Origin of the sequence: uncultured Amnibacterium sp. (assembly GCF_964245895.1) — a bacterium.
Taxonomy (GTDB): Bacteria; Actinomycetota; Actinomycetes; order Actinomycetales; family Microbacteriaceae; genus Amnibacterium.
In genome coordinates this window covers 1-15,274 of the sequence record NZ_CAXTOQ010000078.1, presented here as the reverse complement: position 1 = coordinate 15,274, position 15,274 = coordinate 1, and the positions used below count along the sequence as shown (strand labels likewise).

Below are 15,274 nucleotides of genomic sequence, written 5' to 3'. Positions count from 1 at the left end.
GGACGGCGTCCACCGAGCCGGTCGTCATCCTGAGCAGGTCCGGCAGGGATCGGCCGATCGCGGCCGCCGTCGCGGACTCGTCGCCGGAGGAGGACGGGATCCATGTCCCGGCCGCCGTGAGCACGGCCGCGGCGAGACCCGCCAGCAGCGGCTCCACCACGGGCCTCGGCAAGGTTCGGGTCGCCACGACCGGGGACACGCGCATCGTCTGGGTGGTCATCGCAGGAACCTCTCGAAGTCGGAGGACATCGTCACCTCCCGCCCCCCGATCGGGGGCGAGAAACGCCGGAGGGTCGCCGCGGGCGCGCGCAGCGGCGCCGCCGGAGGGAAGCCCGGGGCGGCGTCGGTACCGTGAGGGCGTGACCCTCCGGCACGACCGCACCCTGCAGACCACCACGACGCCGATCCCCGGCCTGGTCCTGGTGGACCTGCCCGTCCCCGGCGACGGCCGGGGCTGGTTCAAGGAGAACTGGCAGCGCGAGAAGCTGCTCGCGCTCGGGCTGCCCGACCTCGGGCCGGTGCAGAACAACATCTCGTTCAACGACGCGGCGGGCACCACCCGCGGGATCCACGCCGAGCCGTGGGACAAGTACGTGTCGGTCGCGACGGGACGCATCTTCGGCGCCTGGGTCGACCTGCGCCACGGGCCGACGTTCGGCGCGGTCTTCACCGCCGAGCTGGACGCCTCGCAGGCGATCCTGGTCCCCCGGGGCGTCGGCAACAGCTACCAGACCCTCGAACCCGGCACCGCGTACGCCTATCTGGTCAACGACCACTGGTCGCCGGACGCGGCCTACACGTTCCTCAACCTGGCGGACGAGACGGCGGCGATCGACTGGCCGATCCCGCTCGAGGAGGCCGAGATCTCCGCGAAGGACCTCGCGCACCCCCGCCTCGCGGACGTCGTGCCGATGCGCGGGCGCCGGACCCTGGTGCTGGGCGGCGACGGGCAGCTCGGCCGGGCGCTGCGCGCCGTGCTGCCCGACGCGGAGTTCACGACTCGCGCGGACCTCGACCTCGCCCGACCCGGCTCCTGGCCGCCCCGGCGCTGGCGGGACTACGCCGCCATCGTCAACGCCGCTGCGTACACCGCCGTGGATGCGGCCGAGACGCCGGAGGGACGGCGGGACGCCTGGGCCGTCAACGTCACCGGGGTCGCCGAGCTCGCCCGCGTCGCGACCGCGAACCGGATCACGCTCGTGCACGTCTCCAGCGACTACGTGTTCGACGGCACCGTCGACGAGCACCGCGAGGACGAGCCCGCCAGCCCGCTGGGCGTGTACGGGCAGACCAAGGCCGCCGGCGACGCGATCGTCGGCACCGTCCCCGACCACTACGTCGTGCGCACCAGCTGGGTCATCGGCGACGGCGGCAACTTCGTGCGGACCATGGCGTCCCTGGCCGAGCGCGGCGTCGACCCGGCCGTCGTCGACGACCAGGTCGGCCGGCTGACGTTCGCGACCGAGATCGCGCGCGCCATCGCCCACCTGCTCGCCGTCCGGCCCGCCCCCGGGACGTACAACGTCTCGAACGACGGCGACCCGGTCAGCTGGGCGGACGTCGCGCGGCAGGTCTTCGCCGCGACCGGGCACGACCCGGCTCGCGTCACCGGCACGACCACCGCGGCGTACTTCGCGGGGAGGGCCGGCATCGCACCGCGTCCCCTCCGGTCGACGCTCGACCTCGCGAGGATCCGCGCGACCGGGTTCGAGCCGCAGCAGCAGGACGCGGCGCTCGTGCGCTACCTGACGTCCTGACCCCGCGCTCACGGGTCCCCGACCGCCGCGCACGGATAATCGATGCCCATGAGCCTCCTGAGACGAGTCGTCCGGCCGCATCGGGAGAGCGCGGAGATGGTCTCGCTGAGCGTCGTGGCGAAGGTGCCGGTGCACGCCGCCCGCGTCGCCCTGCTGCGGGGGTGGGGCGCGCAGATCGCCCCGACGGCGACGCTGTACCACGGCTTCCAGGTGCGGTCCGCCGGCAACCTGCGGATCGGCGAGCGCACCTCCGTCGGCGAGAACGCGATCCTCGACGCCCGCGGCGGCCTCACGATCGGCTCGGACGTGAACCTGTCGACGGCCGTCAACATCTGGTCCGCGCAGCACGGCTGGAACGACCCGGACTTCGCGTACGAGTGGGCTCCGGTGACCATCGGCGACCGCGCGTGGATCAGCACCCGCGTCACGGTCCTGCCCGGCGTGACCATCGGCGAGGGCGCCGTCGTCGCTGCCGGCGCGGTCGTCGCGAAGGACGTGGAGCCGTTCACGCTCGTCGGCGGGGTGCCCGCGAAGCGCATCGCCGACCGCCGCAGGGACCTGCGGTACGAGCTGGCCCCGGCGGCGAGCAAGCTGCGCTTCTGGTAGAGCCGGCCGCTCAGGCCCCGGTCGCGGTGTGGCCGAGCCCCTCGGCGAGCGACCGGATCTCGCTCTGCAGGTCCGCCGGCACGACGACGACGGGCCAGGAGGCGTCGTCGTCCTCCTCCACGAGGCGCAGCAGCCGCAGGTCGCCGGAGGCGAGCGCCCCGTCCGCCGCGCGCATCGCCTCGACGAGGTCGTCGGTGTCCGTCGCCGCGTCCAGGTCGGGCTGCAGCGCGTAGACGCGGGGCAGCTGCACGAGCGCGTCGGTCAGCTCCATCCCGGTGTCGTCCGACTGCAGGTACGCCAGCGCTCCCGCGTCGTCGAGCCCGTCGAGCAGCGCCTCCCACGGGTCGTCGCCCTGCGCGAGCGCCTCCTCGACCGCCTCCCAGACGGCCTCGTCGTCGTCGAGCAGCGCGCACAGCCGCTGCCAGTCCTGTCCGCGATCCACACGACGATCCTGCCCCACCGCACCGCTCGGTACCCTGGTGGCGCGCGTCTCGCCGGGGCGCGCTCGCCCGACCTGCCGCGCGCATCCGCGCCGGTTCGACTGGAGCCGTGTGTCCGATCCGTACGCGTCCCGCACCGTGCAGACGGAGTACCTCTCCATCGACGACGTGGTGCAGATCGTGGAGATGTTCAGCGAGTCCCCGCTGCGGGAGGCCGTGCGGGACCTCGGCCTGCTGATCGGCGCCGTCGACCGTCCGTCGTTGAAGTACCGCGGGATGGACGTCTACACGCCGCTCGCGATGAAGGCCGCGGCGCTGATGGAGAGCCTGGCGCGGAACAACGCGCTGTTCGACGGCAACAAGCGCCTCGCCTGGCTCGCGACGAACGTGTTCCTCGAGCTGAACGGCAGGACGGTGCACTTCAGCGACAACGAGATCTTCTCGCTGCTGCGGGAGGTGCAGCAGGGCTACCTGGCGACGAACGAGCTGGCCCACCGCCTCCACGCGCGCATCGGGCCCAGCCAGAGCTGAGCCCGGCCGCGAGGCCCGCCGGTCCACCTCGCACCGAGCGGCTCGCCGACCGCATCCGCGCGCCCGTCGAACGCTGCCGGCGCCGGAGCCGGAGCCGGCCTCCCTCTGCCGACACGCGATCACGCAATGGGCGGAAACGCCGGTCCGCCCCCCGAACATGGGTCATGTGACGACCAACGCCAACCCGATGCGCCCGGCGACCGACCTTCGAGCACTTCGGGAGTCGCTGCCGGCGTGGCGGGACGCCGCCGGTCGCGCTCTGATGACGCTTCGCACCGTCTCGTGGGCGGAGGTGGCGCTCGTCGCGGTCGTCCTGCTGTCCCTCATCGCGGCACGGAACGCGCTGCTGCCCTGGGAGACCAACGACTTCGTCTACTGCCTCGAGCCGTGGACGGCGTACCTCGCGCAGCACGGGTTCTCGGGGCTCGGGGACTCCTTCGCGAACTACAACATGCCGTACCTCTACCTGCTGTACGTCGGAACCCTGACTCCGTTCGATGCGCTCACCTGGGTGAAGCTGGTCGGGTTGGTCTCGGACCTGGCGCTCGCGGTCGGCTGCATGACGCTGATCCGCAGGTTCGGCGCCGGAAGGACGGGCGCGCTGCTGGTCGGCGGTCTCGTCCTGCTGCTCCCCGAGGTGCTGCTGAACTCGGCGGCGTGGGGGCAAGCCGACTCCACCTACGGCGCGCTCGTCGTGTGGACGATCGTGGCAGCGATGGCGAACCGGGAGGTCGTCACCTGGGCGATCCTGGGGCTGGCGCTGTCCTTCAAGCTGCAGGCGGCGTTCGTGCTCCCCCTGATCGTGGTCGTGCATCTTGCGAGCCGCTGGAAGCTGCGAAGCGCTCTCGTCGCCGCCATCGTCGTGATCGCCGCGGACGTCCCGGCCCTCATCGCAGGGCGCAGCCCGATCTCCCTCGCGTCGATCTACCTCGACCAGGCCAACACGCCGGCGGACCTGACCATGAACGCGCCGAGCCTGTACGCGCTGTTCCCCGAGTCCCACCACGACCTCATCAAATCCGCAGGGCTGTACTTCGCGATCGCCGTGATGTCGGTGCTCACGGCCCTGGTCCTGAGAGCGTCCCGCCGCTACGGACTCTCCATGCAGGGAGCGCTGCTGTTCGCGACGTCCTTGACGCTGCTCGCGCCCTGGGTGCTGCCGCTGATGCACGAGCGGTACTTCTTCGTCGGTAACGTCCTGCTGTTCCTCTGCGCCTTCCTGCGCCGACGGCTCGTGGCCTACGCCCTCGCCGCACAGCTGATCGCCCTGCTCGCCTACGTGCCTTTCCTCTTCAAGGCCGATCCCGTGCTCTCGCTCGGCGTCACGGCGATCGCCGAAGGCGTCATCATCGCCTTCGTGCTGCGGGAGCTGTTCCGCGAGACGGGCGCGCTGCGAGGCCTCGCGCCGATCAGCGGCATCGGCCGGATGATCGCACCGCCTTCGGGGACGACGATGTCGCACACGGAGGGGCCGAGGACGCGGTCGCTTCGCGGCGCCGAGCAGGGCTGAGCCCGGCCGCTACCCGCCCAGGCGGCGGCGGACCGCGTTGATGATCCGGATCGCCCCGGTCGCGGGCGGCGGAGGCGGCGGTGCGACTCCCGCCTTCGGCACGAGCGTCAGCACGCCGTCGGCGACGGACGCCCTCCTCGCGCCGAGGAACGGGCCGTCGCCGAGGCGGAGCCCCAGCGTCCACGCCCCGTCCGGCAGAGGCGGCCCGGCTTCGAGGTCGAGCACCGCGCCGGCCGCGTCGGCACGGAACCGGCCGTGCAGCACGACCTCCTCCGCGCCGTCGGCGGGGAGGAGCCGGGCGGCGGCGGGCAGGTCCGCCGCATCGGACACACGGATGCGGGGCAGCGGGAGCCGCAGCGCGCTCCGGTCGCCCTGCACGGGGCCGTTCGGCGCGCCGCCGTCGGCGAGCACGTTCCGCAGGGTAGCGGAGGAGTCGAGCGCGAGGGTGCCCTTCCTGGACCCGTACGCGACGACCGTGCCGCCCGCCGGCACGGCGGGCGCCGCCGTCCCGGTGAACCGCACGGCGCTCGCGCGCTCCGCGCCGTCCCACGCCAAGGTGGCGACGAGGTCGTGCACGCCGACCGCCATCGGGCGCCCGAGGGCGAGCGTCGCCGGGTCGAGCACGGCGGTGGCCGAGACGCCCAGCTCGACGCGGCCGTCCTCGAGATCGATCCAGCGCGCCTCCTGCTCGACCGGCAGCCGCCACGTCACCGCGGCCGCCCGGTCGCGCACGGCGAGCGAGAGGTCGACGAGCGGCAGGGTGTCGGTCATGTCGACGACGTCGTCCGGCAGCGCCTGCCGCAGCTCGGCCGGCAGGTCCCGCAGCAGCCGGTCGCCCTGCCGGACCAGGCCGACCGGCTCCCCCGCCTTCGTCTGCCACGCCGCCTCGAGCGTCAGGTGCAGCCGCCCGTCCCGCCACTCCATCCGCGTCGCGGTCACCCGGGAGCGCGTGTCCCCGTCGACCGCCCACAGCGCTGCGAGCAGGTCGGGCCGGTCCGCGCGCAGCAGCACCGACCGGGCGCGCACCTGCCTGCCGAGCAGCGGCTCCCACGCCTCGGGCAGGTAGCGCGCCTGGATCGCGCGGGCGCGCCGCATCGCCATGGCGGTCTCCGCCGCGTCGGCCCGCTGCAGCGCCTTGCTGAGCCGCAGCAGCACCCGGCCGCGCAGCTGGTGCAGCAGCGCGGAGCCCCGCGCCTCCGCGTGCTCCGGGCCGTCGAGGGTGCGGTCGATGAACGCGAGCAGCTCGTCGAGCCGGTCCCAGAACTCCTCGTCCCGCGGGCCGTAGGTGCGGGAGTTGTTGGAGGCGCTCGCATGCCACAGGTAGACGGGTGTGTCCGCGAGCACGGCGACGCGCTCCGCGTGCCGCCAGGCCGCCACGTTGACGTAGATGTCCTCCCACAGCTGCCGGCGCCCCTCCGGGAAGCGGATGCCGTGCTGCTGCAGGAAGGCGCGGCGGTACAGCTTGTGGGGCACCATCGGCAGCAGCCGGTCGATGCCGCCGTCGACGACGGCGTTCGGGACGTTGCCGTCCTTCAGCGCCGGCATGCACCACCAGGCGTCGGAGGTCTTCGACTCCTTGGGGCTCAGCACGTCCGCTCGGGTCTCCGCGGCGTACTCCGCCATCCGGCGCAGCGCGTCCGGGTACAGCGAGTCGTCGTGGTCCATGAAGAAGACGTGCTCGCCGCGGGCGATCCCGGTCGCCACGTTGCGCGGCCGGCTCGGCCAGCCGGAGTTCTCGATCCGCTCGACCCGCATGTTCGCCCGGGTCGCCGCGAGGGCGGTGAGCCGCTCGAACGTGTCGTCCGGCGAGCCGTCGTCGATGACGATCGTCTCGAACTCGTCCTGCGGCAGGGTCTGCGCATCGAGGGAGTCGATCACCCGGTCGAAGGCCGCGCCGGGCGCGTACGCCGCGATCACGACCGAGATCCGGAGGGAGGGGGACATGGGGCTCCTGAGCGTGCTGGCCGGACCGCCGAGGCCGACCCGAAAGGGTACTCGGACGCATCCGGAGGAAGTTCCAAGACGACCCGCTCCGTCCAGGTCGTGTTCATGCGGAGCACGCCGGGGCCCGGGACGACGTCGGTACGGGGGCCCCGGTTAGGCTTCGCGCCATGGCTACGCAGGAGCAGCGCTTGAGGACGGTCGCGGTGATCCTGGCGGGCGGCGTCGGCGTGCGAGCGGGGCTCGGCATGCCGAAGCAGCTCGCCCGCATCGCGGGCAAGCCGATCATCGAGCACACCATCGCCGCGGTCGACGCCGCCGGCTGCATCGACGAGATCCTCGTGATGATGGAGCCGAACCACATGCACGCCGTCGAGGACCTGATCGCCTCCGGGCGGTACCCGAAGCTGCGCAGCGTGCACCCCGGCGGCGCCACCCGCAACGACACCACCCGGCTCGCCCTCGCGCAGCTGGGCGAGGGCGAGTGCAAGGTGCTCTTCCACGACGCGGTGCGGCCGTTCGTGGACGAGCGGATCCTGCAGGACTGCGTGGAGGCGCTCGACCACTACGGCGCGGTCGACGTGGCGATCCCCTCCGCGGACACGATCATCCAGATCAACACCGAGACGAACGTGCTGGTCGACGTGCCGCCGCGCGCCCTCCTCCGCCGCGGCCAGACGCCGCAGGCGTTCCTCGCCTCCGCGATCCGGAAGGCCTACGACCGGGCCGGCCGGGACAAGAACTTCGTCGCCACCGACGACTGCACCGTCGTGCTGAAGTACACGCCCGACGTGCCGATCGCGGTCGTCGCCGGCTCCGACGAGAACATGAAGATCACCGAGTCGATCGACGTGTTCATCGCGGACAAGCTGTTCCAGCTGAAGACCGCGGAGGCGGAGGGCCTGTCCTCGAGCGAGCGGGAGGCCGCGCTGACCGGCAAGACCGTCGTCGTGTTCGGCGGGAGCGAGGGCATCGGCGCCGCGATCGCCGACGCGGCGCAGCGGTTCGGCGCCGCGGTGTTCTCGTACTCCCGCTCCTCCACCGGCACCGACATCCGCAAGCGCAAGCGCGTGCGGGCCGCGCTGGAGGAGGCGAAGCGCGAGAGCGGCCGCATCGACTACGTGGTGAACTCGGCCGGGATCCTCGAGATGGGCGGCCTGGAGACGTTCAGCCACGAGGCCGTGAAGAAGACCATCCAGGTCAACCTGCTGGGGCCGATCATCATCGCCCAGGAGGCGCTGCCGCACCTCAAGGAGACCAAGGGGCAGCTGCTCTACTTCACCTCCTCCTCCTACACGCGCGGCCGCGCGAACTACGGCATGTACTCGGCGACGAAGGCCGCGACGGTGAACCTCACGCAGTCGCTCTCGGAGGAGTGGGCCGAGGCCGGCGTGCGGGTGAACTGCATCAACCCGGAGCGCACGGCGACGGGGATGCGGACGAAGGCGTTCGGCGAGGAGCCCGCCGGCACCCTGCTGGCGGCGGAGACCGTCGCGATGGCCTCCATCGACACCCTCCTCTCCCCCGTGACGGGCCAGATCGTGGACGTCCGGCGCCGCGACGCCGCCCCGCAGCCCGCCTGAGGGGCCTCCTGAGCCGCTGAGGGACAGTTGCCCGGCGCTGGGCAGCAGCAACTGTCCCTCAGCGGCGCAACTAGGAGGTGGGGCGCGCGAAGGCGCGGCGGCGGCGCTGCGCCGCGATCGCCTCGTCGACCGCGCTGCGGAAGCGGGCCTGGAAGTCGCCGACGGAGTCGAGGCGCCGGCCGAGCGCCAGGCGGTCCGCCGCGTGCACGTCCGCGCCGAGCGCGTCGTCCAGCGCCGCGAAGACGTCCTTCGGCAGGTCGCGGAGCAGGGTGCCCGCGACCGTGGAGGGGAAGTCCTCCGCCATCGCCGCGTCGTCGAGGCCGCCGACGGCCGGCACCGCGAACGGCACGTCCGCCCGGACCGCCTCGGCGAGGGCGGTCGAGACGTCGACGACCGCGAACGACGCCGACGCGAGCGCCTCCGCGAGGCGGCTCGGCGGCCAGGCCGCATGATCGGCGCCGGCCGCGGCGATGCGCTGCCGCAGGCGCGCCTCCGCGACCGCGAACGCCGGGACGCGCGCGCCGGTCGGTGCCGCGGGCACGAAGATCGTCCGCACGTCCTGCCGGGCCAGCAGCGCCTCCAGGATCCGCGGCCCCTTCGCCACCAGGGACGACAGGTCGACCGCCTCCACGACGTTCTCCCACGTCGGCGCGTACACCGCGGTCGGGCGCCGGGAGGCGGGAGGGGAGGCGGGGCGCGGCGGCCGCACCGGGCCGATCTCCTTCAGCTTCGACGCGGGCACGCCGCTCACCGGGTACGCGTACCGCTCGCGACCGAGCGCGCCCGCGACCCAGACCTCGTCGTACATGCGCGCGATGGGGCTCCTCGACTCCGGCTCGTCGGAGTCGCCGTGCCCGACGAGCACGTCGTAGATGCCCGGCACCCGTAGCAGGTGGTTGTTGATGTTGGTGGAGTCGCTGGTGAACAGCGCGAGGTCGACCGTGCCGACCATGAACAGCTCGACGTCCTGGCTGCGCGGCGCCCAGACGACCGGGATGCCGCACCCCTTCAGCGCGTCGAGGTGGATGCCCTCGCGGACCACGATCAGCGCCGGCCGCTCGAGCGCGCGCAGCGGACCGACCCACAGCAGCACCTGCTCCGCGGTCCCGGGCCGCCCAGCGTGGTGCAGGACCACCTCCGGGGCACCGCGCTCGATGGCGGCGCGCACCGCCTCCCGCACGGCCTCGTCCGGCCGGTCCAGCACCAGGTACTGCACGACGCGGGCGCCCAGGAACACGAGCACGATCCCGATCACGAGCCACTGCGCCGCGATCGCCGCGCCGAACCGGTCCGTGACCGAGCCGATCGCGTACCCGAGCGGGATCAGCAGCCCCAGCAGCGCGAACGGCAGGTCCAGCTCCGGCACCGGCGGGTAGCTGCGCGGCTCTGGGATGCCCGCGACGTCGAGGTTGCGCCAGCTGACGGGCCCGCCGCCGCGGCGCCAGTGGAGGCGGCGCGCGAAGATCCCGGCCAGGTCGCGGCCCGCGGCCAGCAGCAGCACCGCGACCACCGCGAGCGCCACGATCCCGCCGGCGTCGGGCAGCAGCCGCGCGGCCAGCAGCGCCGTCAGCACGTCGAGGGAGAGCACCCGGAACCGGATGCCCAGGCCCGTGTTCAGCGCCTCCGGCAGCAGGTACGGGGCTCGGCGCGACAGCACCAGCTCCGCCACGACCGCGGCCGTCGCGGCCAGGAGGAACAGGATCGGCACCGGGATGACCGCGCCGACCAGCAGCAGCAGGTACGCGAGCCCTAGGCCGGCGGTGATCCCGGCACGCCGCAGCTGCCGCATCAGCGCCGCACCGTCCCGGCCAGGCGGGCGTCGGACCGGGCGACGAAGTCGTCGATCTCCCTGAGGAAGACGACCATCGGGTCGCCCTCGGGTCCGAGCAGGTGCATCGCCAGCGCCTCCCGCTGGGCGCGGCGCGGGTCGGCCCCCGCCGCATCCGCGAGCGCGGCCGGCAGCGCGGCGAGGTCGCTGCCCAGCAGCTCCGCCGCGGAGGCGGAGGGGAACAGGCGGCGGAACTCGAGGTCCGGGACGTCCCGCCGGTTCGACACCGCGTAGGGCTTGCGGGACGCGAGGAAGTCGGTGATGACGCTGGAGATGTCGCTGATCAGCAGGTCGGCGCGGTTGAACGCCTCGTACAGCGAGTTCGGCGAGGGCGCGACGACCTCGCTGCCGCCGCCGGCCTTGCGCACGAGGTCGTCGATCGCCTCCCGCGCCTTGCCCGCCTCCGGCAGCCGGTGGCCGGTGAGGGGATGCGGCTTGAACAGCACGTCCGCGCCCGCGTCGAGGCAGCCCTGCACGATCCGCTCCCCCAGCGCCGCGACGGAGGAGTAGTCGGCCTCGTCGAAGAAGCCCTCCCACGTCGGCGCGTACAGCACGGTGAGGCGGTGCCCGTCCATCGCCGCCTCCGGTGCCGCGCGGCGGATGTCGGCCAGCTGCGGCCTGCCGACGGGCCGCACGACGTTCAGGTCGATGCCCTCGTCGACGGCCGCGTACCGCTCGACCGCGGCCCGGCCGGCGACCCAGATCTCGTCGTACATGCGGTTCAGGGGGCTGAAGCTGCCGACCTTGTCGCTGTCGCCATGGCCGATGAAGCAGTGCATCGGCCCCGGGATGCGGATCATCTCGTTGTTCTTCACGACGTTCGTCGGGTACAGCACGACGCGGACCGACAGCGGGGTGACGGCGACGAGGTCGGTGACCGTCGGCACCACGATCGTCGGCTTCAGGATCGTCTCGACGCCGGCGAGGTGGGCCGGCTCGCGCAGCACGACCAGCACGGGGCGCTCGCAGGCGTTGATGACGGACGCCCAGACCCCGAGGGCGTAGGTGCCGTCCGCCGGCGAGGAGAAGTAGAGGACCACCTCCGGCGCGAGGTCCGCGACTGCCTGCGCGACCGACACGTCGCTGTCGCGCACGCGGTGGCCGCCCCGCGGGCCCCAGGCGCGCCAGGCCGTCCACAGGGTCCAGCCCGTGATCGCCAGCACGACGAGCGCGAGCAGCCACGGCAGCACGCCGACGCCGGCCGCGGCGAGCGCGAAGCCTCCCAGCACCAGCACCTCGGAGGCGGTCAGCAGGCGCAGCCCGTCGACCGGCAGGCGGTCCTGCACCGGGTCGGGCAGCTCGCCCGGCCCCTCCGTCTCCCCCGCCACCTGCAGGTGCCGCCAGGTGATGCCGGCCCGCTCGCGCTGGGTGCGGCGCACGCCGAGGGCCGTGTACGCGGTGAGCGCGAGGTGCAGCACCATGACCGCGATCAGCAGGAACGCGAGGTTCGCGAACACGCTGGTCGGCGGCGTCGCGGCGACCGCGGCGGCCACCGAGCCGTTGCGGACCAGGGACCGCTCCGGCCGGTCCAGCAGCACGCGGCGCACGAGCCGCCGCAGCCGGAGCGGGCGCTCCCCCCGCAGCACGTCGGCCGCGAGGCTCGGCACGGCGCCGAGGACCGCGATCCCCCACAGGCCCACGAGCAGCGCGACGACGGCCGCGACGACGACCACGCCGACCAGGGCCAGGTCGAGGACGTCGCTCGAGTCCTGACCGAACCGGACCGCCGCGATCGCTGGGCGGCGGCGGCTCACGGCGCGGTGCCCGCGAACCGCGGGGCGAGGCGGTTCTCGACCATCGAGATCGCGGAGCCGATCGCCATGTGCATGTCGAGGTACTGGTAGGTGCCGAGCCGGCCGCCGAAGAACACATCGGTCTCGTCCTGCATGAACTCGCGGTACCGCAGCAGGCGGTTGCGGTCCGCGGGCCGGTTGACCGGGTAGTACGGCTCGTCGCCCGGCTCGGCGAAGCGGGAGTACTCCCGCATGATCACCGTCGCGTCGGCCGGGCTCTGCCGCTCCGGGTGGAAGTGCTTGAACTCGTGGATCCGCGTGTAGGGCACGTCGAGGTCGGAGTAGTTCATCACCGGGGTGCCCTGGAAGTCCCCGACGGGCAGCACCTCCCGCTCGAAGTCGAGGGTGCGCCAGGAGAGGTCGCCCAGGCTCGAGTCGAAGTACCGGTCCACCGGGCCCGTGTAGACGATCGGGACGGACCCGACCGTCTTCGCCTTGCCGTAGGCGTCGGAGGTGAAGAAGTCGGTGCCGAGGTGCACCGTGATCCGCGGGTGGTCGGCCATGCGCTCGAGCAGCGCCGTGTAGCCGTCGACCGGCAGGCCCTCGTGGGTGTCGTCGAAGTACCGGTTGTCGTACGTGTACCGCACCGGGAGGCGGCTGATCACGTCGGCCGGCAGCTGCTTCGGGTCGGTCTGCCACTGCTTCGCGGTGTAGTCGCGGATGAACGCCTCGTACAGCGGGCGCCCGATCAGGCTGATCGCCTTGTCCTCCAGGTGCTCCGGAGGGGTCCCGCCCAGCTCCGCGGCCTGCTCCGCCACGAGCGCCCGCGCCTCCGCCGGCCCGTGCGCGGCACGGAAGAACTGGTTGATCGTGCCGAGGTTGATCGGCAGCGGGAACACCTCCCCGCGGTGCTTCGCGTAGACGCGGTGGACGTAGGAGGTGAACGCGGAGAAGCGGTTGACGTACGCCCAGACCCGCTCGTTGGAGGTGTGGAACAGGTGCGCCCCGTACCGGTGCACCTCGATCCCGGTGTCCGGGTCCCGCTCGCTGTACGCGTTGCCGCCGATGTGATCCCGGCGGTCGATCACCGTCACGTCCAGCCCGTACGCGTCGGCCATCCGCTCGGCCACCGTGAGCCCGAAGAACCCCGACCCGACCACCAGCAGATCCGTCATGCGCGTGTCCCCGTCATCGGGGGGCAAGCGTACCGGCGGCCGTCCTGCGTGCCGCCGATCCGCTGGGAGGTTTCGCGGATCCGGATCGTTCTGCCGACACGCCGCGTCCGCGGCCCCGCGCCCGGCGTGTCGCGCATTCCATCCGGATCCGCGAAAGGAATCCGGATCGGCGAGCTCAGGTCCCGGAGGCGCCGCGCTTGAAGCCGCGCTGGAGGAGCGCCCGGTACGCGACCTTGCGGATCGCCTCCGGGACGAGGCGGTAGCCGCCCCGCACGACGACGTTGCGGAGCATCTGCGCCGGGCTCGTGATGCCCGCCCGCCGCATCAGGCGCTGCAGCCGCAGCTCGGCGCCCAGCTGCTTCAGGCCGCCGCGGCGCTTGTACGCGCCCGCGCCGACCCGGTACTTCACGAGCGGCTCGGCGATGTTCTCCGCGCGCGCGCCGCTCGCGAGCATCCGCGCGAACAGCCAGTAGTCCTCCATCAGCCCGACCGGCACGTAGCCGCCAGCCGCCCGCACCGCGGTGCGGCGGTACACCACCGTCGGGTGGTTGAAGGGGTCGTGGAATCGCGCGTACCGGCGGATGTGCTCCTCGCCGGTCGGCGGGGTGCGCACGCCGATCGTCACGTCCTCGTCGTCGACGAACTCGTACAGGCCCGCGCCGACCAGGTCGAAGCCGGTGTCGAGCAGCGCCAGCTGCTTCGCGAACCGCTCGGGCAGCGCCACGTCGTCCGCGTCCATCCGCGCGACCACGTCGTGGGCGCACACCTCGAGCCCCTTCGTCAGCGCGTCGGCGAGGCCGAGGTTCTCGGGCAGCGGCAGGACCCGCGCCGGCACCGGCGACGTGGCGACCAGCTCGGCGAGCAGCGCCTCCAGCTCGGCGGGCACGGGGCCGTCCCGCACGATGACGGCCTCGGTCGGCCGCAGGGTCTGCTCGTCGACGGCGGACCGGAACGCGCGGACCAGCTGCGCCGGGTCGTCGCGGGCGTAGACGGGCAGCAGGAGGGAGAAGTCGGAGGTCACGCCGCTCGCCGAGCCGGCGCCTCCACCTTCACGACGGCCTCGGTGACGGGGCCGAGGTCGGACAGCGCGTCGGCGTTCAGCCGGGGCCGGCTGCCGAACCCCGCGACGAGCCCGCGGCGCAGCTGCGTGAACAGGAACCGCCGCTGCCGGGAGGCGCGGAAGGTGCGCACCCAGCGGCGCAGCGTGGAGCCGATGTAGACGGCCTTCTCCAGCGGGTTCAGGCCGCGGCTGAAGACCATCAGCCACACCTTGTTCCGCACCTCGAAGTAGAAGCGGGCGCCGGGGTCGGCGTCGGTGTTCGCGCGCGCCTTCGTCTTGTGCACGACGACGCTGCCCGGCACGTACAGCCCGCGGCCGCCGCGCAGCATGCGAGTGGAGAACTCGAAGTCGTCGTTCCAGATGAAGTAGTCCGCGATCGGCAGGCCCGCCTCCTTGACGCGCTTCGCGGAGACGAGCATCGAGACGAAGGAGAGCGAGCGCACCGGGGTCGCGCCGCGCTCGGCGGCCGCGCGCAGCTCCTCCTTCTTGGCGAAGGGGTTCCTGCGCGGGGTGTTCATGGGGTGGTCGCTGCCGTCGGTCCAGACGACGCGGCTGCCGGCGAGCACGACGTCGGGACGGTCGGTCGCCTCGAGCAGCTCGGCGAGCGCCGTCTCGGTCGGGATGGTGTCGTCGTCCATCACCCAGATCCAGTCCGGCTCGTGCCGCGCGATCGCGACCGCCATGCCGGTCGCGAAGCCGCCCGCGCCGCCCGTGTTGCGGCTCAGCTGCACCAGCTCGACCTCGGGCCAGAAGTCCTGCGCGACGGTCGCCGAGTCGTCGTCGGAGTGGTTGTCGACCACGACGACCGCGGTGAGCGGGGCGGACTGGGCGCGCAGCGCCGCGAGCGCCTCCAGCAGCAGCTCCTGGCGGTTGTAGGCGACGACGACGGCCACCACCGACGGCGCGCCCGGCCGGGCGTCGCCTCGTGGGGTCTCTGTGGGGGTCACCTGGCCCTCGCATCCGGGTCCTGCGTCGCCGCTCCGCACGGCTGCACGAGTGTAACCATGCCCTGGATCCCCGGGGCGCGCAGCCGTCGTGCCCGGTGAGTCGCCGCGCAGGGCCTCGACGGTCACCTCGAGCTCGCCTTCGCGCCGCCCTCGGCGGTCCAGC

12 protein-coding genes and 1 pseudogene are annotated in these 15,274 nt (G+C 73.2%); 5 read left to right on the top strand and 8 right to left on the bottom strand.

Annotation, left to right across the window (positions count from 1 at the left end):
* Positions 1–220 (bottom strand): annotated as a pseudogene (locus tag ACFE60_RS11560) (hypothetical protein); the annotation flags it as partial.
* Between the two features lie 139 nt (positions 221–359).
* On the opposite strand from ACFE60_RS11560, the gene ACFE60_RS11555 reads away from it, so the two are divergent.
* Together ACFE60_RS11555 and ACFE60_RS11550 are read left to right on the top strand one after the other, a co-directional pair.
* Positions 360–1,757: a sugar nucleotide-binding protein gene (locus ACFE60_RS11555; protein ID WP_375389007.1), complete on the top strand. Its 1,398-nt coding sequence runs from the start codon at positions 360–362 to the stop codon at positions 1,755–1,757.
* 42 nt (positions 1,758–1,799) lie between these two features.
* Positions 1,800–2,363 (top strand): acyltransferase, encoded by a 564-nt coding sequence (locus tag ACFE60_RS11550; protein ID WP_375389006.1) that lies wholly within the window; start codon positions 1,800–1,802, stop codon positions 2,361–2,363.
* A gap of 10 nt (positions 2,364–2,373) precedes the next feature.
* Here ACFE60_RS11550 and ACFE60_RS11545 read toward each other — a convergent pair whose 3' ends face one another.
* A complete protein-coding gene (locus ACFE60_RS11545) occupies positions 2,374–2,805 on the bottom strand; it encodes a hypothetical protein (protein ID WP_375389005.1) in 432 nt (143 codons plus the stop codon).
* Between the two features lie 109 nt (positions 2,806–2,914).
* Here ACFE60_RS11545 and ACFE60_RS11540 point away from each other — a divergent pair, with 109 nt between their 5' ends.
* Both ACFE60_RS11540 and ACFE60_RS11535 read left to right on the top strand, forming a co-directional pair.
* Positions 2,915–3,334 carry a type II toxin-antitoxin system death-on-curing family toxin gene (locus ACFE60_RS11540; protein ID WP_375389004.1) on the top strand — a complete coding sequence of 140 codons (420 nt, stop codon included), beginning with the start codon at positions 2,915–2,917 and terminating at the stop codon, positions 3,332–3,334.
* A 262-nt stretch (positions 3,335–3,596) separates the two neighbouring features.
* Positions 3,597–4,844: a hypothetical protein gene (locus tag ACFE60_RS11535; RefSeq protein WP_375389003.1), complete on the top strand. Its 1,248-nt coding sequence runs from the start codon at positions 3,597–3,599 to the stop codon at positions 4,842–4,844.
* 9 nt (positions 4,845–4,853) lie between these two features.
* Here the strand turns inward: ACFE60_RS11535 and ACFE60_RS11530 are convergent, their stop codons facing one another.
* Entirely contained in the window at positions 4,854–6,788 is a 1,935-nt protein-coding gene (locus ACFE60_RS11530) for a glycosyltransferase (RefSeq protein WP_375389002.1), read from the bottom strand.
* 167 nt (positions 6,789–6,955) lie between these two features.
* Here ACFE60_RS11530 and ACFE60_RS11525 point away from each other — a divergent pair, with 167 nt between their 5' ends.
* Positions 6,956–8,368, top strand: coding sequence for an SDR family NAD(P)-dependent oxidoreductase (locus ACFE60_RS11525; RefSeq protein ID WP_375389001.1), 1,413 nt, complete (start codon positions 6,956–6,958; stop codon positions 8,366–8,368).
* A 70-nt stretch (positions 8,369–8,438) separates the two neighbouring features.
* Here the strand turns inward: ACFE60_RS11525 and ACFE60_RS11520 are convergent, their stop codons facing one another.
* From ACFE60_RS11520 to ACFE60_RS11500, 5 genes are all read right to left on the bottom strand, one after another.
* Entirely contained in the window at positions 8,439–10,157 is a 1,719-nt protein-coding gene (locus ACFE60_RS11520) for a hypothetical protein (protein WP_375389000.1), read from the bottom strand.
* The gene (locus ACFE60_RS11515; protein WP_375388999.1) at positions 10,157–11,950 is read right to left on the bottom strand and encodes a CDP-glycerol glycerophosphotransferase family protein; all 1,794 of its coding nucleotides are present in this window, start codon (positions 11,948–11,950) and stop codon (positions 10,157–10,159) included. Before ACFE60_RS11515 ends, ACFE60_RS11520 begins: the two co-directional genes overlap by 1 nt.
* Entirely contained in the window at positions 11,947–13,104 is a 1,158-nt protein-coding gene (gene glf, locus ACFE60_RS11510; protein ID WP_375388998.1) for a UDP-galactopyranose mutase, read from the bottom strand. Before glf ends, ACFE60_RS11515 begins: the two co-directional genes overlap by 4 nt.
* Positions 13,105–13,279: 175 nt before the next feature.
* The gene (locus tag ACFE60_RS11505) at positions 13,280–14,125 is read right to left on the bottom strand and encodes a glycosyltransferase (RefSeq protein ID WP_375388997.1); all 846 of its coding nucleotides are present in this window, start codon (positions 14,123–14,125) and stop codon (positions 13,280–13,282) included.
* Positions 14,122–15,111 carry a glycosyltransferase gene (locus ACFE60_RS11500; RefSeq protein ID WP_375388996.1) on the bottom strand — a complete coding sequence of 330 codons (990 nt, stop codon included), beginning with the start codon at positions 15,109–15,111 and terminating at the stop codon, positions 14,122–14,124. The genes ACFE60_RS11505 and ACFE60_RS11500 overlap by 4 nt, the downstream gene beginning before the upstream one ends.
* Between the last annotated feature and the right edge of the window lie 163 nt (positions 15,112–15,274).